Raw genomic sequence first — 19,367 nt, forward strand, 5'->3', positions numbered from 1 at the left:
CTTAACTGCTGATGCGCCGCGCGCACCGCACGCGCGGCACTTGCGACCCCCGTCGTCTCACGCGGATCAGGAAACCGTATGAAGCATCACTTTGAGCAGTTGCGGCTCGACTCGGTGAGCCGCAGTTTCACGAACGCGCAAGGTCACGCGATCGCCGCGCTGCAGGGTCTCGATCTGACGATCCGGCGCGGCGAGTTCATCGCGCTGCTGGGACCGTCGGGTTGCGGCAAATCGACGGCGCTGAACTGCATCGCCGGATTGCAGCCGCTCACCGGCGGCGGCATCTGGCTCGACGAGCGGCGCATCGACGTGCTGCCGCCGGAAAAGCGCGGCTTCGGCATGGTGTTCCAGAACTACGCGCTGTTCCCGCATATGAGCGTGCTCGACAACGTCGGCTTCGGGCTGAAGATGCGCGGCGTCGGCAAGAGCGAGATCGCGCGCCGTGCACGCGAGGCGTTGAAACTGGTGCAACTGACAGGGCATGAGCAGAAGCTGCCCGGCCAATTGTCCGGTGGCCAGCAGCAGCGTGTCGCGATCGCGCGTGCGATCGTGATCGAGCCGCCACTGATCCTGATGGACGAGCCGCTGTCGAATCTCGATACGAAGCTGCGCATCGAAATGCGCGCGGAGATTCGCCGCATCCATACGCAGCTCGAACGCGCGACGCTGTACGTGACGCATGATCAGGACGAAGCGCTGTCGATGGCCGATCGCATCGTCGTGATGAGGGAGGGCGTCGTGCAGCAGGTCGCGACGCCGAAAGAGGTCTATACGCGGCCGCGCAATCTGCATGTCGCGCGCTTCATGGGCTATCGCAACGTCGCCGAGTTCACGCTGGAGGGCATGCAAGGCGAGGGCGTGATGGTCAGTGCGAACGGCGTGCGGCTGATCGGCACGGCGATGGCCGGCTTCGACGGCAAGCGCGTGAGCGTCGCGCTGCGCCCCGAAGACATGGAACGTGCCCAGCCCGGCGCCGACAACGCGTTCGAGGCGCTGATCGACGCCGTCGAATACGGTGGGCACGATTCGCTGCTGCGCGTGAAGACCGCGTTCGGCGACGTGTGGGCGCGCGTAACCGGTGAATGCGCGGAGGGTGAGCGCATCATGCTGCGCGTGCGGCCGTCGTGCGTGCTCGTCTACGATGCCGAGGCCGCATGAACACGCCGACGCTCGTCCTCCCGCTTACTCCCCGCGCGCCGCGCGATGCCAAGGCCTGGCTCGTCGCGCCGGCGCTGCTCTTTATCGTCGCGCTGTTCATCTATCCGTTCGCGTACGGTCTCGCGCTGTCGTTCCGGCCGATGAACGGCGGCGGTCTATGGGCCAACTATCTGACGTTCTTCACCGACACGTCGATGTGGCCGACGATTCTCGTCACGCTGAAGCTGTCGGTGCCGGCCACGCTGATCAATGTCGGCGTGTCGGTGCCGGTCGCCTTTGCGCTGCGCCGCTACTCGCGTTATCAGAAGATCGTCACGACGCTGCTGGTGATTCCGGTGACGCTCGGCACCGTGCTGATCGCCGACGGCATGCTCACGTATTTCGGTCCCCACGGCTGGCTGCCGCAGGCGTTGCAGGCGCTGCATCTGTACACGCAAGAGGTGCGGCTCACGCACAACTTCACGGGCGTGCTGCTGTCGCTGATCGTGTCGGGCTTTCCGTTCGCGTTTCTGTTGACGCTGTCGTACGTGACCGGCATCGACCCGACACTCGCGAGCGCGGCGGCGACGCTCGGCGCGAGTCCGTGGCAGCAGTTTCGCCGCATCTATTTCCCGCTGCTCGTGCCGGGGCTCACGATGGCCGCATGTTTGTCGTTCGTGCAGGCGTTCTCGGTGTTTCCGTCGGCGGTGCTGCTCGGCGCGCCCGCGGGTCCGACGCGCGTGATGTCGATTGCCGCGGCCGAAGCCGCGTTCGAGAGCTACGACTATTCGCTGGCGTCGGCGATCGCGATGGTGATGGGCTTCGTGCAACTGCTGGTGGTCGCCGCGCTGCTCGGCGCGCGCCGCTGGTTCTATCGTGGTCCCGTGACGGGAGGCAAAGGCTGATGACGACCGATCGTCGCGCGACGCAGCCCGACTGGCCCGCGTCCACCTCCGCTTCCGCATCCGCGGCGCCGCAGCCGGGCGATGGCGCCCGCGAGCCCGCGCAACACGCGCGTCAGCGCGCGAACCTGCCGGGCCGCATCTGGCAGGTGCTGGTGTGGGCCGTGATGGCGTTTTTCCTGATCAACGTCGTGCTGCTGATTGCGACGGTCGCGGTGAATTCGATCGCGACGCGCTGGTTCGGCACCGCGTTGCCGCAAGGTTTCACGCTGCACTGGTATGCGCAGGCGTGGAGCGACTTTCAGCTCGCGAGCGTGCTGTGGGTGACCGTGCAGGTGGTCGGCGCGGTCGTGCTGCTGTCGGTGCTGCTCGGCGTGCCTGCCGCGTATGCGCTCGCGCGCGTGCAATTCCGCGGTAAGCGCCTTGCGATGCTGATCTTTCTGCTGCCGTTGATGGTGCCGCCCGTCACCTACGGCATTCCGATGGCGACCGTGATGTACAAGGTCGGCCTCGCCGGCACGCTATGGGGTGTGATTCTTGCGAACCTCGTACCGGCGCTGCCATTCGTGATTCTGGTGATGACACCGTTCATCGAGCAGATCGATCCGAATCTCGAAGCGGCCGCGCGCATTTTCGGCGCAAACACGTTCCGCTACTTCCGTTACGTGCTGCTGCCGCTGCTCGTGCCGGGTATGCTGGCCGCAGGGCTGCTCGTGCTGGTGCGTACGATCGGCATGTTCGAGCTGACGTTCTTTACGGCCGGTCCTGCCACGCAAACGCTGGTGGTCGCGTTGTATTACGCTGTGTTTTCGACCGGCGTGCGCGCGCCGCAATCGATCGATGCGATGGCGATGATCTATATGGCGATCACGTTGATCTGGGTGCTGATCGCACTACAATTCGTGAGCCCGACGCAGATCGTGTCTCGCGTAAAGGAACAGCGGCGCTGACGCGTGGTCGGCGTCAATCGTGGAGTAGACGTTGACGAAGAGAAAGACCGCCGAGGAATTGCGCAGTCATCGCTGGTATGGCGCGAACGATCTGCGTTCGTTCGGCCACCGCTCGCGCACCGCGCAGATGGGCTACAACCGGGAGGAATACGCGGGCAAGCCGGTCATCGCGATTCTCAACATGTGGAGCGAGATCAATCCGTGCCACACGCATTTCAAGCAGCGCGTCGAGGAAGTGAAACGCGGCATCTGGCAGGCCGGCGGCTTCCCGATCGAGTTGCCTGTGCAGACGCTGTCCGAGCCGTTCCAGAAGCCCACCACGATGCTGTACCGCAATTTCCTCGCGATGGAGGCCGAGGAGATGCTGCGCTCGTATCCCGCCGACGGCGTCGTGCTGATGGGCGGCTGCGACAAGACCACCCCCGCGCTACTGATGGGCGCGATCTCGATGGATCTGCCCGCCATCTTTCTGCCCGCCGGCCCGATGCTGCGCGGCAACTGGAATGGCGTGACGCTCGGCTCGGGTTCCGACTCATGGCGATACTGGGCCGACCTGCGCGCGGGTACGCTGACGCCGGAAGAGTGGCAGGGCGTCGAGGGCGGCATCGCGCGCTCGCCGGGGCACTGCATGACGATGGGCACCGCGTCGACGATGACCAGCGCGGCCGAAGCACTGGGCTTCACGCTGCCCGGCTTCGCGTCGACGCCCGCGGCCGATTCGCGTCATGCGCAGATGGCCGCGAAAACCGGCATGCGTATCGTCGAGATGGTGTGGGAGGATCTGAAGCCGTCGGACCTGATCACCGCGGCCTCGGTCGATAACGCGGTGACGACTTGCGTCGCGCTGTCCGGCTCGACCAATTCGGTCGTCCATATGATCGCGCTTGCACGGCGCGCGGGCATCGAGTTGACGCTCGATCGCTTCGACGAGATCGCGCGCCGCACGCCCGTGCTCGCGAACATCAGGCCGACCGGCGCCTATCTGATGGAGGACTTTTTCTACGCGGGCGGTTTGCGCGCGCTGCTCGCGGAACTGGGCGAGCTGATCGACGGTTCGCAGAAAACCGTGAACGGCCGCACGCTCGGCGAGAACCTCGCGGGCGCGCAGATTTTTAACGACGACGTGATCCGCCGCCGCACGAATCCGCTACTGCGCGACAGCAGCCTCGCGGTGCTGCGCGGCAATCTCGCGCCCCGCGGCGCGGTGATCAAGCCCGGCGCGGCCGAGCCGCATCTGCTCGTGCATACGGGCCGCGCGGTCGTGTTCAGCGACTACAACGACATGGCCGCACGCATCGACGACGACGCGCTCGACATCGACGAAAGCTGCGTGCTGGTGCTGCAGCACGCGGGGCCGGTCGGTGCGGGCATGCCCGAGTGGGGGCAACTGCCGATCCCGCGCAAGCTGCTGCAAAAAGGCGTGCGCGACATGGTGCGCATCTCCGACACGCGGATGAGCGGCACGAGCTATGGTGCGTGCGTGCTGCACGTGGCGCCCGAGGCGTTCGTCGGCGGGCCGCTGGCGTTGGTGCGAAACGGCGATCTGATCGAGCTCGATGTGCCGCGCCGCAGGCTGAATCTGCTGATATCGGACGAAGAGTTCGCGCGCCGCAAGGCCGCGTGGATCAAACCGGCGGCGCGCTTCGAGCGCGGCTATGGCGCCCTGCATCAGGCGCACGTGATGCAGGCGGACCAAGGCTGCGATTTCGACTTCCTGCAGCGTGGCGGCGCGAGTCCCGAGAGCTCGGGCGAGCCGGAAATTCACTGACGCTCAATACCCGACGCGATACACGCGCCCCGTCTGCGCGCCTTCCACGCTGCGCAGATACGCAAGCGCCGCGCGTTGCGCACTGACGGGCTCGAAGCCGCGAAAGAACGGCGCATAAGCCTCCATCGATTCGGTCAGCACGGTCGGACTCACGAGGTTGATGCGCAGCCCGCGCGGCATCTCGATCGCCGCGCCACGCACGAAGCCTTCCAGCGCGAGATTGACGGTCGTCGCGCTCGCGCCCTGCGCGATCGGTTCGTCTGCCAGAATGCCGCTCGTCAGCGTGAACGAACCGCCGTCGTTCACATACGGCAGCGCCGCGAACACGACGTTGATCTGGCCCATCAGCTTGTCGCGCAGCCCGACCCAGAACTGCTCGATGCTCATTTGCGCGAGCGGACCGAAATGCACGTGGCCGGTCGCGGTGACGACGCCGTCCACCTTGCCGATGTCGCGAAACAGCCGCTCGACGCTCGCGGGCTCCGTGCTGTCGACGTGATATTGCCCGCGCGTCGCGCCCACTTCGATCACCTCGTGACGCGCCTTCAACTCCGCGCTGACGGCCTGGCCCAGCGTGCCCGTGGCACCGATGACGACGATCCTTTTCATCCGCAACTCCGTTAAACGAACCAACGTTAAACAAAGCAAAGCACGCACCAGAATAAAACGGTGCGTGCTACGTGAATGCCTGATTTAATCGGAATAAACGCGGTAATTCAAACGCGCGCGTATAAAGGGATGATACGCGCGTCCGCCTATTTCACGCGGTGTAATTCGATAACGCGCGCGGGTCGCAAATGATTGAGCGCGTAGTGAATGCGCCCGCGCTCCTGGCGCTGTCCGACCGGACGCGGGTCGTTGTACTGGTTGTCGGCCGAGTAGACGGCGAGCGGCTCCGCCATGCCCTTGTCGATCACCGCATAGCCGGGCTGGAGCGCGAGCAGCAGATGGTTGCCGCCGAGCCGGCTGTCGAAGCCGGCCATGCCGTCGAGCGCCTCGGGCACGCTGTTCTCGAGCGTTGCATTGCTGGTTGTGATTTCGTCGGGCGAGATCGCGCCGTGGCCCGCCAGACGGGCCGCTTCGTGGTTCTTGCCGTCGGTGTCGACGGTGCTGTCATGCGTGCGATCGTTGTGCAGGTCCGTGGTTGGCGGGTCCTTCGGGTCTGGTTTCGTGCCGGCGTTTTCGGGTTTGCTGATCGCGCTGTTCATCGTGCATCTCCTGAAGAGGACATTCGAAGAAAAGAGCAAAAGCCGTTCCGACAGACACGGCGCCGCTGTGCGCGGGAGTCGCGATGCGTTGTCCGCCAAGATTCGATGCGAGTGGCGTTGCCTCGCGATTGAATGGCGATGACGTGCGCGATTCATTTCATTTTTTTTAATGGACGCGTATTTCCTACAGAGTATGATTCTACTCCTGCGACCGACGCGCGGATAAATTGGCGGCATGCTCCGGCTGTTCAGCATGGTCGGAAAAAATTAACAAACAAATGGCCGCGCGACTGAGAAAATGTTACGGGGCTTCAGGGGCGGGTGACTCATGCACTTCGATGCTGCATTCACACATCGCGGCTATCTATTGAATTGCGAACCGGCGCGCTCGGGCGACGGCTCCTGGCAACCGTATGTGGTGATCTCGCGCTCGAGCGACGGCGAACTGGTCGCCAACCGTTTCTTCCCCACGGAACTGCGCTTCTCCGACGAAGCCGCCGCGATCGCGCATGCGCGCGATTGGGCAGTGCGCTGGATCGACGCGAGCAGTCTGACAATCTGAAGTCAGGGAACGATGCGCGCGTGCCGACGCATTGAATCCGGGCCGGTCTGCGCGCTGCCGGGCGGGCAGCGTTAAAACGCGGTAATCTCTGCTGGATAACCACTTTGAACCGTGCACGCTGCACGACGCCGTCCCTTATGCCCAACGAGCCTTCCCCGAACTGGGGCCTTGAACAGATCGTCGCCGACCTGCGCGCCTCGCGCGAGCAATTGCATCGCACGCGGCATCCGCTCGGCATTCGCGAATTGCCATCGCGCGAAGCGGTGGTCAGTATCGTGACCGGTTTGCGCGCCGCGATGTTTCCGACGCACTACGGCGCGCCCGATCTAACCGACGAGACGGTCGACTACTACGTCGGCCATACGCTCGAAAGCACGTTGCGGCTGCTCGCCGAACAGATTCGCCGCGCGCTGCGCTTCCTGCCCGAGTTCGGCGCGACGCCCGACGCCGAGTTGCGCGAGCGCGCGTTCGCAGTGGCGCGCGAGTTCGCGACGCAGCTGGCGGGCATCCGCGCGCTGCTCGTCAGCGACATCCAGGCTGCGTACACCGGCGACCCCGCCGCGCAGCACATCACCGAAATCCTGCTGTGCTATCCGGGCGTGTGGGCGATGACGCATCACCGGCTCGCGCATGCGCTGCATCGGCTCGGCGTGCCGCTGCTCGCGCGCTTCATCAACGAGATCGCGCACTCGGCGACCGGCATCGACATTCACCCGGGCGCGACGATCGGGCCGAGCTTCTTCATCGATCACGGCACCGGCGTGGTGATCGGCGAGACCGCGATCATCGGCGAGCGCGTGCGCTTGTACCAGGCGGTCACGCTCGGCGCAAAGAGTTTCGCGGCCGACGAGGACGGCACGCTGATCAAGGGCAACGCGCGGCATCCGATCGTCGAGGACGACGTCGTGATCTACGCGGGCGCGACGATTCTCGGACGCGTGACGATCGGGCGCGGATCGGTGATCGGCGGCAACGTGTGGCTCACGCATAGCGTGCCGCCGGGCAGCAGCGTATCGCAAGGCAAGATCCGCGAAGGAGAGCGCACCGACAACGGGCGGCAGTGATGCCCGCCCGGCCGCGGCCGGCTGCATCGCTGCGCTAGCTGATCGGCCAATGGCGTATCCACGGCAACGCATGCATGCCATGCAGCCACACATGCTCGCCGATGAACCACGCGGCCACCCACGACGCGGCGACGACGATCAGATCGCAGTGCCCGCTATTCCATAGATTCAACGAATGTCGCCCGGCGATCCACGGCACGCCGAGCGGATTCGGCCAGTCGGCGAGCAGATGCATCAGGCCGCCGCACGCGAAGCCGAACGCGGGCGCCGCGTAGATCGAATGTCCGAGCATGTAATACGACGCCGCGAGCAGCGCGAGCCAGCCGATGCCCCAATGCGTCAACGTGCGATGCGTGATCCACAGCCGCCGCGCGCGCGACCACCATGCAACTTCGAGCCAGTCCGGCGCGGTGCTGCCGGCCACGCCGGCGATGAAGCTCAGCAGCACGCCAGCGTGAAACGGACCGCCGCCGCTGCGCGCGACGATCGCCGCCGCGATGATGCCGGCTGCGAAACCGGTCGCATGATGCGCTTTGCTGGATGCCATCGACACTCACGGCACAGGTGCCGCGCCAAAAACAAAGGGCGGCTATGTTCGCAGATGAGCGCGTAAAAAAATAGCCGATGCGCGAGATAAAAATCGCGCATCGGCCTTCCGTGAATCGTGCGCACGGCGTTCAGGTGCGCCGCGCCGCTCAGGTCGCGCAGCGCGCGATATCGAAGCGCATTTCCTCTTCGGGCGGATCGTCGGGCGCATTGGCCGGATGCATGACCTTGATGACCGTGCTGCCGTTGAGCGGGGTCAGCGTGACGAAGTACGAGTTGTGCGAATCGGCGCCGACCGCGAGTTCGGTCGCGGCGCCGGTGTGCGCGGTACGCACGCGCGGCAGACGGTCTTCGAGACAGGCAGCGATGGACGCAGGCGTGCGTGAGGACGACACGTACACGAGCGGCGCGGACGCATCGCGCGCGGGGCCGCCCGACGAACCGCAAGCGGCGAGGGTGGCAGTGAGGGCGACAGTGGGGACAAGCAGGAGAAGTCTTTTCATGATCCGATCGTCGGCGTTCCCGGTCATGCATGGGAAGGTGAGGCGCGGGCGAAGCGCGTGCGCTGGCGGACAGCGCGATGCTTCGCGACGAAGCTACCGTGCAGGCGGCGCGCTTTCGCGGCGTCGCACGGCGGCCGGGGCAGTATACCGAGCATGCGTCGAGGTCGTCACTAGCGCGGCGAAGGGTTTATTGGTCTGACGGCAAACCGTAAGGCCCATGAAAAAACCCGCGACGTGATCGTGTCACGCGCGGGTTCGACCGCGGCGCGGAGGGATGGCCGCGCGCCGCCATGCCTGCACGGAGCGGGCGAAGAACCGCCGTCGGAAGCGATGCCGCACACCGACTGCCGCGGCCACCTGATTGCCGGTCGACGACGGCGCAAGCGTATTGATCGCCGCGACGTTCGCGCCGAAGTTGCCGAGTGCGCCCGACGCATGCTGGTACACGCCTTCGATATACACGTCGGTGCGCCTGCTCAGCGAGTAATCGCCTTGCAGCGACACGGTGTGCCACTTCGGATCGCCCGAGCCGTTGGAGCCGCTCACCTTGCCGTCGGTGAACGTGTACGACGCGGCGAGGTTCACTGCCGGCGTCAGCGCATACCGGCCGTTCACTTCATAGTTGTCCAGATGCAGGTTGGTGCCCGCAATGCCAGGCAGCGTCGCGCCGCCGACGTTCACGCCGGTGATGCCGTCGAGTTGCGTATGTGTATAGACGAAGCCCGCGGTGGCCGGCCCGTAAGAGTAGTTGATGCCCGCGCCGAACGTGCGTTGCAGATCGGCCGCGATTGCCGCGGTGCCGTTTCCTTGCGACACGGCGCCGTTCAGATTCGAGCTGCCCGAGTTGTTCAACTGCAGATAGGCAGCGGCCAGGCTCAACGGACCGTTGTCGTACGAAGCACCCGCGCTCTCCATGCTCGATTGTTGGCGAACTGGCCGGCCGCGTTGCTGAAACCGTACAGGCCGCCGAACTTCAGGCCCGCGTAGTTCGCGCTCGAGTACTTGACGGCATTCCTGATCGAGAACGAGCCGGAAAGATTGTCGTTGTCGAACGGGTGGGCCGCGAGATTATTGCCGTAGCCCCCGCCCGCTTCCGATAGCGGCGCCAGGTAGTCGCTGACCGAGTCGTACTGGCGGCCGAGCGTCAGCGTGCCGAACTGATCGCTCTTCAGGCCGACGAACGCCTGGCAATTGAACATCGTACTGCTTTCGGTGTTCTGGCCATTGTTCAACGGCGTGCGGCAAGCCTGCCGTGATGAGAGTTCTTTGCATGTTCGGGATTCACTCAGGGATGACTCGGCATGTTGACTGACGATTTCCGGTGAAGTGTAATTGCCGCTATGCAGATATTTAATTACGCGAATTACAACAGTTTATTTTCGAAGCCGGGATTATGTGAATTAATCGTGTAAGTGCAGGTCGCCAAAAGCAAATCATTTTTAATGACGAATGGGCGGCTGCGATGTGAAGCCACGATGTTGCCGGACGGTTACGACGCAAAGGCTTCCCGGCGCGCACCGGATGCGCGCATTGGCACCGATTCCCACCATTTTGTGCAACGCAGTCTTACGTAGAAAGCGTTAAATCGCGATGGGATGCCACTTATAATTTCCATAGACCCCTTCGACCAAAGGGTGTCTTTTTCATTTTTACACGCGGCTTTCGGGCCGCGTTTTTTTATCTGACGTTTAAAGCGGTCTTATACATTGTCGCGTAAGGGTAAATAGAATTTTTCACCGCTCGAGCGGCTTCGCCGTTCCGAACGCGCCTTGTCCGTTCGTCAGAGCGCGCGGGGCGAAGCGGGCCGGGCAGGTAGAATCGCGGGTTCGTAATCTGTTTGTGCGCCCCGCGAAGTGAGTGAACCTGTGATGAACGACACGCCCTTTCCCTCGACCGACACGAATGCCGGGTCCTTGGCCGACGACTCGTCCGGACCGGACGAAAGCGTGCATGAAGAGCGTCTGTGGCGCGATAACGGCTGGACCGCGCGCATCATCAAGAACGAAGACGACGAAGGCTGGGCCGTCGAAATGATCAAGGACGGCGAGGCGGAGCCCGCGCTCGTCGGACCTTGGACGATGGGTCGCAACAAGAAGGATCCGAAGCCGCTCGACGTATCGGCGTTCAACACGCTGGTGAAAACCGCGGCGGAAGTGCTGCGTCGCCACGAGCAGCAACTGCGCGCGCAACTGCACAAGGCGGTGCGCGTGCCGAGCGCGGACGGCAACGACGAACTCGACATCACGCTCGACATCGTTCCGGACGAGGACGAGCCGTACGCGCTGTTGAGCGCGCTCGATATTTTCGGCGAGCAGATCGCGCAGGTGCAGGTTGCGCCGACCTTCAAGCTCAGCAAGGCGAGCGCCGCCGCGTGGGTGGCGAACGAGTTTCGCCGGCCGGGGTAAGCGGCGGTTGTAGGCGCGGTTGCGTCGTGATCGGATCGTCTTAGGCCATCCGGCTGAGGAGCCAGCGAACGGGAATCTCGCGATAATTTGCGGTCTCCTTTGGCGGCCTCGCGAGGTGGACTTGAAATGGGTTTTGATTTTGCGACGAGGGTTTTATCGACGTGGCGAACGTTCGCTATGACCTCGCTCATCTGCTTGCCAGCGCGTTCACTTTCGCGATTCCCGCCTCGCAGCGATTTCCTGCAGTGACGGCAACGGTCCACGTCGAATACACGTCACATTGCGTGTCGTTTGGGAGCGGGCGCGACCGGGCCACTCGATTTCGAAGTGCTCGGCGACGCGCGCACAATATTCGATCATCGCAATGTGGCGCGCGCGTTTTGCCCCGACCGACACCGCTGGTCGCTCAAGCTGCCGGCGATCATCGCGCAGTTGGCAGAACGGCGGTGCTATTTCACTGGCCGCTCCAACTGGCTCGTGATCGAAGATATCGATGATCGTGGCGAAACGGTCGAGTACGAGGTGTTTTTCCGTTTGCGCAGGGCGGCGGCAGCGCAACTGCGGCTCGTGATCGAGAGCGCGTATGTGCGCACCCCGGGCAGCCCGCAAGCGGCAGGCAAGCCGGATATTCCTCGCAACCGCCGGAGCATCGTGCGATTTCGCGTGATGGCGGCCGAGATTTTGAGAGGCGAATCGATCCGCGACCCGAGCCTGAGTCGGCACTAGAAAAGAACTGGATGTGTGAGAGTGGCCTGGCCAGAAACAGGTGAGGTCCCGCGCGGGGGCCTCATGACTTCGCGGGAGCGCTTGATCGGTGCGACCGACGTAACCAGCACGGCTGGACCCTGTTGACCAGGAGGCAGATAGACGCCCTTGCGGAGCCCCGAAAAATCTATCTGCGGCAATTGTACCGTGCCAACCCCTGCTCGGAGCTATCTCAATACCGATGGCCGCAGCCAGCGCGTGCCGCCACCGCCTAGTTGCGCTTGCAAAAAATCGCGGTGATCAGTGGCGCGACGTGATGCACGATCGCCGTGCTGCCGGCGTTCTCGAGTGCGCTTTTAACCTTGTCGTCGCCGCCGAACACGACGGCGCCATACGCGGACTGCGCGACCGGTTCGCCGTCGCCGACCCGGAACATCGGGTCGTCTTTTTCGAAGCCCACCACCGCGAATACGCGGAAACCGAACGCGGTCAGATGCGCACCCGGCATCGGCGAGAACGCGTTGATCGAGTTGCTTTCGACGTGACTTGGCTTCGGGTTGATCAGTTGCTGCTGCATCAGATCAGCAATGAACTGGTGGCCGCTCTCATTGCATACCAGTGGCGCGTCGAGCTCCACGGCGAACGAGGACAGCGGCAGCGCGGCGGCTGCGGCAAACAGCAGAGGGGCAAGAAAACGGTTCATGAGTGTAGGCGGGCGTCCACAGTCGATGTCGTGGATTAGCAACCACTGCGCCATCCCCCGGAGGGAGCTAACGGTGCTGCACATCGAACAGATTCCACGTGACTGGCACAACTGGATTCGCACTTTACAGCGATTCGGCGAATTCCGCTTTGTGGCGAACACACGAACGGTATCTGCGAAATTGCGGGGAAATATACGACAGAACAGCAAGCTTTCAGAATCCCGTATATATTTCCGCCTTATGACTTCGCAACCCCGACCTCCAATAAACGTCCCGCCTCCACGTACGTGGGACGCCCGGCTCGCCCGCCGGCTCGTGACACCGCTAATCGATACCTGGGTCACCCCGAATCATTTGACCACGCTGCGCCTGCTGATCGGCGTCGCAGGCGCGCTGTGCCTTGCGCATGGGGGATTCGCGTGGGCCAATGCGGGCGCACTTCTGATCGTTCTGTCCAATTTCGTCGATCACACGGACGGCGAACTCGCGCGCGTCGGCGGCAAGTCGAGCCGTATCGGTCATTTTTACGACCTCGCCTGCGATGCGCTCGTGACCGTGATGCTGTTCGTCGGCATGGGTATCGGTGTCGGCGGTGCGCAGATCGATGCTTTGAAGTTCGCTCCCGGCGCGCTCGGCGCGGTTGCGGGTGTCGCGGTTGCCCTGATCTTCTTTTTGCGCATGCGGATCGAGAAAATGGTCGGCAAGGCCGGCACGAAGCAGGCGTCGGTGGGGGGCTTCGAAACCGAGGACGTGCTCTACCTGTTGCCCATCGTCACGCTGACGAATGTCGTCGCGCCGTTCGTGGTGATCGCGTCGATCGGCGCGCCGCTGTTCGCCGCCTGGGTGGTGATCGACTACTGGCGCGTCGCGCGCCGCAGCGCTCACCCGACGGCCAAGGCCCCCAGCGCTTCCGAAACCAGTCAACAGTGGGCCGGCAAATGAATCTGCACGCCGAAGACGACGTGATCGCGCCCGTGTCGACAGGCACGCCCGTCGCGGCGCTCACGCCCGCGCCCGATGCCGACCGCGCGGTCGCAAGCCGTACCCGCACGTTCGACAACGCGCGTCTGCGCAAGGACTTCGCCGCGCAGGACGCGTTTCTGTATCTGGAAGATTTCCTCGCGCCGGAAGTCACCGCGCAACTGGTTCACAGCGCGCGCTCGCTGCTCGACGAGGTGAACCGCAACTATCTGCCGGGCCACAAACAGGGCGGCAGTGTCAGCCGCCATACGATCGACCGTCTCGCGCCGTTCATCGCCGAGCTGTATCGCTCGAAGGAGTTGATCGGCTGGCTCGAGCAGCTGAGCGGCGACCAGTTGCAGGTGTCGCCCGCCGACGATCCGCACGCGTACGCGCTCTACTACTACACGCGCCCCGGCGACCATATCGGCTGGCACTACGATACTTCGTATTACGACGGGCGCCGCTACACGCTGCTGCTCGGCGTGATCGACGAATCGTCGTGCCGGCTCGACTACGAACTGCATACCCGCAATCCGCAGGTGCCGGACCAGCCGGGCTCGGTGCAGATTCCACCGGGCGGCCTCGTGTTTTTCGATGGCGACAAGCTGCGGCATCGCATTACGCCGGCCGGCCCGAACGAGATGCGCGTGTCGCTGACGTTCGAATACGTCACCGATCCCAATATGCGGCCGTGGCGCCGCTTCGTTTCGAACATGAAGGACGCAATCGCGTACTTCGGTTTCCGTCAGGTGTTCCGTCAGATGGCCTCGCGCGGCAAGGACGCCGCATGAGTCGCGCCGCGCTGCTTCTGCTGTCGATCGGCTCGGCGCTGTTCGTCGGCCTGCTCGCGTGGCAGGGCTTCGGCTCGGTGGCGTCGACCTTGCTCGCAGCCGGCTGGGGGCTCGCGGTCGTCGCCGCGTTCCACGTGGTGCCGCTCCTGATCGATGCGGCCGCGATCGCGGTGCTGTTCAAGCGCGCCCACCCGTCCCATGACGGCGCGCATGAAGGTCCGGCAAGCCGCGCGCGAGCCGGACTCTCGCTGCGCGATGCGCTGTCCGCGCGCTGGATCGGCGAATCGGTGAATAGCCTGCTGCCCGCTGGACAGATCGGCGGTCCGGTGGTGATGGTGCGGCAACTGTCGCAGCGCGGCATGCTGCTGCGCGACGCGGCCGCCGCGATCACAGTCAGCACGACCTGGCAGGCGCTCGCGCAAATCGTGTTCGCGCTCGGCGGCCTCGCGATGTTCGGCGCCTACGCCGCGCACGGCACGCTGCACGACCTGCGCACCGCGACGCTGATCGCGACCTGCGTGCTCGGCGCGCTGATCGCCGGGTTTTATTTCGCGCAGCGGCGCGGCCTGTTCGGCCGTCTGCTCGCCGTGGTGTCGAAGGTGTTCGGCAAGCGCGACTGGTCGTCTCTGATGACGCGCGCGGAAGCCGTCGATGCCGCCGTGCAGTCGCTGTACCGCGAGCGCGGCCGCGTGGCGGCGAGCTTTGCGCTGAGCCTCGTCGGCTGGGTCGTCGGCACGGTCGAGGTTTGGCTCGCGCTGCGTTTTCTCGGCCATCCGGTCGGCTGGATCGACGCGCTGCTGCTGGAAAGCATCGGCCAGGCGATTCGCGGCGCGGCCTTCATGATTCCGGGCTCGCTCGGCGTGCAGGAGGGCGGCTATCTGCTGCTCGCGCCGCTGGTGGGTTTGCCGCCCGACGCGGCGCTGGCGTTGTCGCTCGCCAAGCGTGCGCGTGAAATCCTGCTGGGCCTGCCGGGCCTGCTGGTATTGCACTTCAGCGAACGAAGCTGGCAACGTCGGCGCGCCCCGCGGCGTGTGCCGGTTGCCGATTGACCTCCGTACTTTTTTCAAAGGACCGCGCATGCGCGCCATCATTCTCGCAGCGGGCCTCGGCCTGCGTCTCCAGCAGCCGCCGCAAGCCCAGTTTCCGAAATGCCTGTTGCAGTTCGACGGCATGAGCCTGCTCGAACGGCATCTGCAGATGCTCGAAACCGCCGGCGTGACCGACGTCGTGCTGGCGCTTGGTTTCCAGCCGGAATCCGTGCAGGCGGAACTCGCGCGCATCAACTGGCCGCATAAGGTCGAGACCGTGCTCAATCCGCGTTTCGATCTGGGCAGCGTGCTGACCGTGCATACGGTTGCCGACGCGTTGACGCGCGGCGGCGACGTGCTGCTGATGGACGCCGACGTGCTGTACGACGAGCGCATCCTGAACGCGCTGGTGGCGGGCGAGTCGGTCAACCGTCTGCTGATCGACCGCGATTTCGAAGCGGGCGACGAGCCGGTCAAGCTGTGCCTGAAGGACGGCGTGCCGGTCGAATTGCGCAAGCAGCTCGCGGTCAATCTGGAGTTCGACACGATCGGCGAATCGGTCGGCTTCTTCCGCTTCCGCGAGGAAACCGCGCGACGCTTTACGCAGATCGTCGCCGGCTATATCGACAGCGGCCGCGCGAACATGCCGCACGAAGAGGCGGTGCGCGACCTGCTGCTCGAGCGCAGCCAGGTATTCGACACGGCCGACGTGACCGGCGCGCCGTGGATCGAGATCGACTTCCCGAACGACGTCGCGCGCGCGGCCGACGAAATCCTGCCGCAGTTGCAGCCGCTCGTCAGCGCATCGCGCTAAAGCTTCCGCCGCGCGCCAGCGCGCCTCACGGCGCGCGGCAATCCCCTCGCGCGACAACATTTGTTGCCGCCGCAATGCCATAATCGGCACTTTCCATTGATGGCGGGCCGCCCGTCGCCATGACAATGCTGCTCGCTTTAGGCGCTTTCATCGTTCCGCTGATCGTCGCGTGCGCGATGTTCATGGAAAACGTGGACGGCACGGTCATCGTGACGTCGCTGCCTGTTCTGGCGCGCGACCTGGGTCATGATCCGATCACGCTGAAGCTTGCGGTTACCGCGTATGTGATCGGCCTCGGCGTTTTTATCCCGATCTGCGGCTGGGTCGCCGACCGCTTCGGTTCGCGCACCGTGTTCCGAACCGCGATCGGCATCTTCATGGCGGGCTCGCTGCTGTGCGCGGCGTCCACTTCGCTCGATACCTTCGTGCTTGCGCGCTTCGTGCAGGGCATCGGCGGCGCGCTGATGGTGCCGGTGGGGCGCATCATCATCTTCCGTTCGCTGCCGAAGTCGGAGTTCATTCGCGCGATGAACTATCTGTCGGTGCCGGCGTTGCTCGGTCCGGTGGTTGGGCCGCCGCTTGGCGGCTTTATCACGACCTATCTGCACTGGCGTCTGATTTTCGTGATCAATGTGCCGATCGGGCTGCTCGGCATCTGGCTCACCAACAAGTACATCGCCAATACGCGCGAGCCGCATCCAGGCCGGCTCGACTGGTTCGGCTTCTTGCTGTCGGCAAGTGGCGCTTCGCTGTTCATGCTCGGGCTCTCGCTCGTCGGCGGCGAACTGGTGTCGACAGGAGAATCGGTGGGCATGTGCGTGACCGGCATCGTGCTGCTGCTGGTTTATGTGCTGTACGCGAGCCGCGTCGCGTTGCCGGTGCTCGATCTGCGTTTGCTGCGCATTCCGAGTTTTCATGCGAGCGTGATCGGCGGTTCGCTGTTTCGTATCGGTCTTGGCGCGGTGCCGTTCCTGTTGCCGCTCGCGTTGCAGGAAGGGCTCGGCATGACCGCGTTCAGAGCCGGCGCGATCACATGCGCGTCCGCGTTCGGTTCGATCTTCATGAAGACGGTGGCGTCGCGCATTCTCGAACGCTTCGGCTTTCGCACCGTGCTGATGGTCAACGCCGCGTGCGCGGGTCTGGCGATCGCCGTGTACGGATTGTTCTTTCCCGGCACGCCGCATTGGGTGATCTGGTGCATCGTGCTGGTGGGCGGCTTCTTTCCCTCGCTGCAATTCACGTCGCTCAATACGCTGGCCTATGCGGATATTCCGAGCAGCGAGGTCGGCCGCGCAACGAGTGTTGCGAGCGTGATCCAGCAGATGTCGCTCGGCCTCGGCGTGACGATCTCGGGCATCGTGCTGCTGATTTCCCATCGTCTGCAAGGGCATCCGAACATCGTGTTCTCCGATTTCTGGCCGGCGTTTCTGGTCGTCGGTCTGTTCTCGTGCCTGTCGATTCCGATTACGCGGCGGCTGCCGCGAGACGCGGGTGATGAGATCGCGCGCGGCAGCCGCGGGCGCGCGTAAGTCAAGATACGGTCGCAGTCTTCTTAGCCCGCCTGCTCCACCGGCGTCACCGTCAACTCCAGCCGCTGCGCGCCGCGCAACACCGTCACGCGGACCGGCTTGTCGATACGCGAAGCGTCGAGCGTGCGTTGCAGACCATCCACATCCTGCACCGGCTGTGCGTCGATCGCGACGATCGTGTCGTCGGTGCGCAAGCCGCCGAGCGCGGCCGGACTGCCTTTGACGATCTCCATGACGTGCACGCCGCTTTGCGTGCCGAGCCCAAAGTAGCGCTGCACACGCCGCGACAGCGGCGTCGTCGTGCCGGCCACGCCGATATACGCGCGTCGCACGCGGCCATGCGCAAAGATCTGCATGATGACCCACTTCGCGGTATCGATCGCAGTCGCGAAACAGATGGCCTGCGCGCCAGGAATGATCGCGGTATTCACGCCGATCACCTGACCCGCCGAATTGATCAATGGTCCGCCCGAGTTGCCCGGATTCAACGCCGCGTCGGTCTGGATCACGTCGTAGATCATGCGGCCGGAGTTCGAGCGCAGCGACCGGCCCAGCGCCGAAACGACGCCGGTCGTCACGGTCTGCTGCAGCCCCAGCGGGCTGCCGACCGCAATGGCGATCTGCCCGACGCGCAGCTTCGACGATTCGCCGAGTTCGACGTGCGGCAGCGGCTCCGGCGAACCGATGCGCAGCACCGCGAGATCGCTGCCGGGATCGTCGCCGACCAGATCGGCGTCGAACTTCGCGCCGTCGGCCAGCGTCACCTGGATATGCGTCGCGCCATGCACGACGTGGCTATTGGTCAGCAGGTACCCGTCGGGCGTGAACAGAAAGCCCGAGCCGGTGCCGCCGCGCGCGCCGCGCCCATGCGCGGACGCGTCGCCGGGCAGCCGGCGTTCGACGGCGATAAATGCGACCGCCTGCTGCACGCGCTCCAGTGCGCCGATCACGGTGCGGGAGTAGGCGTCGAGCAGCGCGTCGTCGTCGTTGGTCAAAAGGTCGGTGGATTGGGGCCCGGGGGCGTCGGATGCGGCGCTCGACAGGTCATCGATGAAGCGTGGACGGCTTCCCATAACGATGCTCCGGATAGACGGGCTGCGAGATGCGGGGCGTCGCGCGCGTTTTCAAGGGCGTCTGGGGCGGGGTGCCCGGGGCCGTCGCCGCGGGCCGCACTGGCGGCCATCGCGTGTGAGACACTTTCCGGGGCGGGCCGTCGCTCGCCGCTCGCTCGCGCCACGGAGAACTACTTCATGTCCGCATCTACCGCTTCAGCGCCGCAACCTCCGCAGCCGGATCCACGCATCGAGTCTCTGAGCGCGATCACGCTCGCCACCAGCGACATGCAGCGCGCCGTCGCGTTCTATGAAGCGCTCGGCTTCCCACTCAAATATGGCGGTCCGCGCGAGGCGTTCACGTCGTTCGCGTTCGGCAGCTCGTATCTGAACCTGATCGCCGATGCGCGCGCGCCGGTCAACTGGTGGGGGCGCGTGATCATCTACGTGTCGGACGTCGACGCGATCTATGCCAAGGCGCTGGCGGCGGGCTTGCAGCCGTCGTCCGCGCCGGCGGATGCGCCTTGGAGCGAGCGCTATTTTCATATCACCGATCCGGACGGCCACGAATTGAGCTTCGCGCGGCCGCTGCACTAGCGGAGGAGGCCCGGGCAAAACTCGCTATCATGGGTGTTACCACGCCTTCGCAGCGGCCGCCCACGCGGTAACACGGCTGACACCTCGCGCTTCGATAATCGAACGCGACCGCGTCGCGCTGGCCGCCGCGCGCCATCCC

20 protein-coding genes and 1 pseudogene are annotated in these 19,367 nt (G+C 64.7%); 14 read left to right on the top strand and 7 right to left on the bottom strand.

Annotated features, from left to right (window positions below; genetic code table 11):
• Nucleotides 1–78: 78 nt before the first annotated feature.
• From AB3X89_RS21810 to araD, 4 genes are read left to right on the top strand one after another with little or no spacing between them, the layout of a single operon-like run.
• On the top strand, nucleotides 79–1,158 hold the full coding sequence (locus AB3X89_RS21810) for an ABC transporter ATP-binding protein (RefSeq protein ID WP_368585119.1): 1,080 nt from the start codon (nucleotides 79–81) through the stop codon (nucleotides 1,156–1,158).
• Nucleotides 1,155–2,042 carry an ABC transporter permease gene (locus tag AB3X89_RS21815; protein ID WP_368585120.1) on the top strand — a complete coding sequence of 296 codons (888 nt, stop codon included), beginning with the start codon at nucleotides 1,155–1,157 and terminating at the stop codon, nucleotides 2,040–2,042. Before AB3X89_RS21810 ends, AB3X89_RS21815 begins: the two co-directional genes overlap by 4 nt.
• Nucleotides 2,042–2,989, top strand: coding sequence for an ABC transporter permease (locus AB3X89_RS21820; protein ID WP_176384963.1), 948 nt, complete (start codon nucleotides 2,042–2,044; stop codon nucleotides 2,987–2,989). The genes AB3X89_RS21815 and AB3X89_RS21820 overlap by 1 nt, the downstream gene beginning before the upstream one ends.
• Nucleotides 2,990–3,020: 31 nt before the next feature.
• The gene (gene araD, locus AB3X89_RS21825; protein ID WP_368585121.1) at nucleotides 3,021–4,757 is read left to right on the top strand and encodes an L-arabinonate dehydratase; all 1,737 of its coding nucleotides are present in this window, start codon (nucleotides 3,021–3,023) and stop codon (nucleotides 4,755–4,757) included.
• A 3-nt stretch (nucleotides 4,758–4,760) separates the two neighbouring features.
• Here araD and AB3X89_RS21830 read toward each other — a convergent pair whose 3' ends face one another.
• Nucleotides 4,761–5,366 (bottom strand): short chain dehydrogenase, encoded by a 606-nt coding sequence (locus AB3X89_RS21830; protein ID WP_368585122.1) that lies wholly within the window; start codon nucleotides 5,364–5,366, stop codon nucleotides 4,761–4,763.
• Between the two features lie 146 nt (nucleotides 5,367–5,512).
• On the bottom strand, nucleotides 5,513–5,965 hold the full coding sequence (locus tag AB3X89_RS21835) for a DUF3005 domain-containing protein (RefSeq protein ID WP_368585123.1): 453 nt from the start codon (nucleotides 5,963–5,965) through the stop codon (nucleotides 5,513–5,515).
• Between the two features lie 328 nt (nucleotides 5,966–6,293).
• On the opposite strand from AB3X89_RS21835, the gene AB3X89_RS21840 reads away from it, so the two are divergent.
• Together AB3X89_RS21840 and epsC are read left to right on the top strand one after the other, a co-directional pair.
• Nucleotides 6,294–6,527 (top strand): hypothetical protein, encoded by a 234-nt coding sequence (locus tag AB3X89_RS21840; protein WP_013092363.1) that lies wholly within the window; start codon nucleotides 6,294–6,296, stop codon nucleotides 6,525–6,527.
• A gap of 137 nt (nucleotides 6,528–6,664) precedes the next feature.
• Entirely contained in the window at nucleotides 6,665–7,591 is a 927-nt protein-coding gene (gene epsC, locus AB3X89_RS21845) for a serine O-acetyltransferase EpsC (RefSeq protein ID WP_368585196.1), read from the top strand.
• Nucleotides 7,592–7,625: 34 nt separating this feature from the next.
• On the opposite strand, the gene AB3X89_RS21850 is transcribed toward epsC, so the two are convergent.
• The 3 genes and pseudogenes from AB3X89_RS21850 to AB3X89_RS21860 all read right to left on the bottom strand — a co-directional run.
• A complete protein-coding gene (locus AB3X89_RS21850) occupies nucleotides 7,626–8,138 on the bottom strand; it encodes a metal-dependent hydrolase (RefSeq protein ID WP_368585124.1) in 513 nt (170 codons plus the stop codon).
• Between the two features lie 148 nt (nucleotides 8,139–8,286).
• A complete protein-coding gene (locus AB3X89_RS21855) occupies nucleotides 8,287–8,640 on the bottom strand; it encodes a hypothetical protein (RefSeq protein ID WP_368585125.1) in 354 nt (117 codons plus the stop codon).
• 324 nt (nucleotides 8,641–8,964) lie between these two features.
• Nucleotides 8,965–9,872 (bottom strand): annotated as a pseudogene (locus tag AB3X89_RS21860) (porin); the annotation flags it as partial.
• 636 nt (nucleotides 9,873–10,508) lie between these two features.
• Between AB3X89_RS21860 and AB3X89_RS21865 the strand changes: the two are divergent.
• Together AB3X89_RS21865 and AB3X89_RS21870 are read left to right on the top strand one after the other, a co-directional pair.
• The gene (locus AB3X89_RS21865; RefSeq protein ID WP_368585126.1) at nucleotides 10,509–11,045 is read left to right on the top strand and encodes a hypothetical protein; all 537 of its coding nucleotides are present in this window, start codon (nucleotides 10,509–10,511) and stop codon (nucleotides 11,043–11,045) included.
• Nucleotides 11,046–11,411: 366 nt separating this feature from the next.
• The gene (locus AB3X89_RS21870; protein ID WP_368585127.1) at nucleotides 11,412–11,771 is read left to right on the top strand and encodes a hypothetical protein; all 360 of its coding nucleotides are present in this window, start codon (nucleotides 11,412–11,414) and stop codon (nucleotides 11,769–11,771) included.
• Nucleotides 11,772–12,021: 250 nt separating this feature from the next.
• Here the strand turns inward: AB3X89_RS21870 and AB3X89_RS21875 are convergent, their stop codons facing one another.
• Complete coding sequence (locus tag AB3X89_RS21875) at nucleotides 12,022–12,453, bottom strand: hypothetical protein (protein WP_368585128.1); 432 nt, start codon at nucleotides 12,451–12,453, stop codon at nucleotides 12,022–12,024.
• Nucleotides 12,454–12,694: 241 nt separating this feature from the next.
• Here AB3X89_RS21875 and AB3X89_RS21880 point away from each other — a divergent pair, with 241 nt between their 5' ends.
• From AB3X89_RS21880 to AB3X89_RS21900, 5 genes are all read left to right on the top strand, one after another.
• Entirely contained in the window at nucleotides 12,695–13,396 is a 702-nt protein-coding gene (locus tag AB3X89_RS21880) for a CDP-alcohol phosphatidyltransferase family protein (RefSeq protein ID WP_368585129.1), read from the top strand.
• Nucleotides 13,393–14,208 carry a 2OG-Fe(II) oxygenase gene (locus tag AB3X89_RS21885; protein ID WP_368585130.1) on the top strand — a complete coding sequence of 272 codons (816 nt, stop codon included), beginning with the start codon at nucleotides 13,393–13,395 and terminating at the stop codon, nucleotides 14,206–14,208. Before AB3X89_RS21880 ends, AB3X89_RS21885 begins: the two co-directional genes overlap by 4 nt.
• Nucleotides 14,205–15,257: a lysylphosphatidylglycerol synthase domain-containing protein gene (locus AB3X89_RS21890; RefSeq protein ID WP_368585131.1), complete on the top strand. Its 1,053-nt coding sequence runs from the start codon at nucleotides 14,205–14,207 to the stop codon at nucleotides 15,255–15,257. The genes AB3X89_RS21885 and AB3X89_RS21890 overlap by 4 nt, the downstream gene beginning before the upstream one ends.
• A 28-nt stretch (nucleotides 15,258–15,285) precedes the next feature.
• Complete coding sequence (locus AB3X89_RS21895) at nucleotides 15,286–16,050, top strand: NTP transferase domain-containing protein (RefSeq protein WP_013092354.1); 765 nt, start codon at nucleotides 15,286–15,288, stop codon at nucleotides 16,048–16,050.
• Between the two features lie 125 nt (nucleotides 16,051–16,175).
• Nucleotides 16,176–17,579 (top strand): MFS transporter, encoded by a 1,404-nt coding sequence (locus AB3X89_RS21900; RefSeq protein WP_368585132.1) that lies wholly within the window; start codon nucleotides 16,176–16,178, stop codon nucleotides 17,577–17,579.
• Between the two features lie 23 nt (nucleotides 17,580–17,602).
• On the opposite strand, the gene AB3X89_RS21905 is transcribed toward AB3X89_RS21900, so the two are convergent.
• Nucleotides 17,603–18,652, bottom strand: coding sequence for a S1C family serine protease (locus tag AB3X89_RS21905; RefSeq protein WP_368585133.1), 1,050 nt, complete (start codon nucleotides 18,650–18,652; stop codon nucleotides 17,603–17,605).
• Nucleotides 18,653–18,829: 177 nt separating this feature from the next.
• On the opposite strand from AB3X89_RS21905, the gene AB3X89_RS21910 reads away from it, so the two are divergent.
• On the top strand, nucleotides 18,830–19,228 hold the full coding sequence (locus AB3X89_RS21910; protein ID WP_368585134.1) for a VOC family protein: 399 nt from the start codon (nucleotides 18,830–18,832) through the stop codon (nucleotides 19,226–19,228).
• The last annotated feature ends 139 nt before the right edge of the window (nucleotides 19,229–19,367 follow it).

The sequence above is a fragment of the Paraburkholderia sp. BR14320 genome, from assembly GCF_040948665.1.
In the GTDB taxonomy this organism is placed as follows: domain Bacteria; phylum Pseudomonadota; class Gammaproteobacteria; order Burkholderiales; family Burkholderiaceae; genus Paraburkholderia; species Paraburkholderia youngii.

What these genes read in the sequence shown, in the direction of transcription:
- AB3X89_RS21810 (WP_368585119.1), top strand. Translation starts at nt 79, where the DNA reads ATGAAGCATCACTTTGAGCAGTTGCGGCTCGACTCGGTGAGCCGCAGT.
- AB3X89_RS21815 (WP_368585120.1), top strand. Translation starts at nt 1,155, where the DNA reads ATGAACACGCCGACGCTCGTCCTCCCGCTTACTCCCCGCGCGCCGCGC.
- AB3X89_RS21820 (WP_176384963.1), top strand. Translation starts at nt 2,042, where the DNA reads ATGACGACCGATCGTCGCGCGACGCAGCCCGACTGGCCCGCGTCCACC.
- AB3X89_RS21830 (WP_368585122.1), bottom strand. Translation starts at nt 5,366, where the DNA reads ATGAAAAGGATCGTCGTCATCGGTGCCACGGGCACGCTGGGCCAGGCC.
- AB3X89_RS21835 (WP_368585123.1), bottom strand. Translation starts at nt 5,965, where the DNA reads ATGAACAGCGCGATCAGCAAACCCGAAAACGCCGGCACGAAACCAGAC.
- AB3X89_RS21840 (WP_013092363.1), top strand. Translation starts at nt 6,294, where the DNA reads ATGCACTTCGATGCTGCATTCACACATCGCGGCTATCTATTGAATTGC.
- epsC (WP_368585196.1), top strand. Translation starts at nt 6,665, where the DNA reads ATGCCCAACGAGCCTTCCCCGAACTGGGGCCTTGAACAGATCGTCGCC.
- AB3X89_RS21850 (WP_368585124.1), bottom strand. Translation starts at nt 8,138, where the DNA reads ATGGCATCCAGCAAAGCGCATCATGCGACCGGTTTCGCAGCCGGCATC.
- AB3X89_RS21855 (WP_368585125.1), bottom strand. Translation starts at nt 8,640, where the DNA reads ATGAAAAGACTTCTCCTGCTTGTCCCCACTGTCGCCCTCACTGCCACC.
- AB3X89_RS21865 (WP_368585126.1), top strand. Translation starts at nt 10,509, where the DNA reads ATGAACGACACGCCCTTTCCCTCGACCGACACGAATGCCGGGTCCTTG.
- AB3X89_RS21875 (WP_368585128.1), bottom strand. Translation starts at nt 12,453, where the DNA reads ATGAACCGTTTTCTTGCCCCTCTGCTGTTTGCCGCAGCCGCCGCGCTG.
- AB3X89_RS21880 (WP_368585129.1), top strand. Translation starts at nt 12,695, where the DNA reads ATGACTTCGCAACCCCGACCTCCAATAAACGTCCCGCCTCCACGTACG.
- AB3X89_RS21885 (WP_368585130.1), top strand. Translation starts at nt 13,393, where the DNA reads ATGAATCTGCACGCCGAAGACGACGTGATCGCGCCCGTGTCGACAGGC.
- AB3X89_RS21890 (WP_368585131.1), top strand. Translation starts at nt 14,205, where the DNA reads ATGAGTCGCGCCGCGCTGCTTCTGCTGTCGATCGGCTCGGCGCTGTTC.
- AB3X89_RS21895 (WP_013092354.1), top strand. Translation starts at nt 15,286, where the DNA reads ATGCGCGCCATCATTCTCGCAGCGGGCCTCGGCCTGCGTCTCCAGCAG.
- AB3X89_RS21900 (WP_368585132.1), top strand. Translation starts at nt 16,176, where the DNA reads ATGCTGCTCGCTTTAGGCGCTTTCATCGTTCCGCTGATCGTCGCGTGC.
- AB3X89_RS21905 (WP_368585133.1), bottom strand. Translation starts at nt 18,652, where the DNA reads ATGGGAAGCCGTCCACGCTTCATCGATGACCTGTCGAGCGCCGCATCC.
- AB3X89_RS21910 (WP_368585134.1), top strand. Translation starts at nt 18,830, where the DNA reads ATGTCCGCATCTACCGCTTCAGCGCCGCAACCTCCGCAGCCGGATCCA.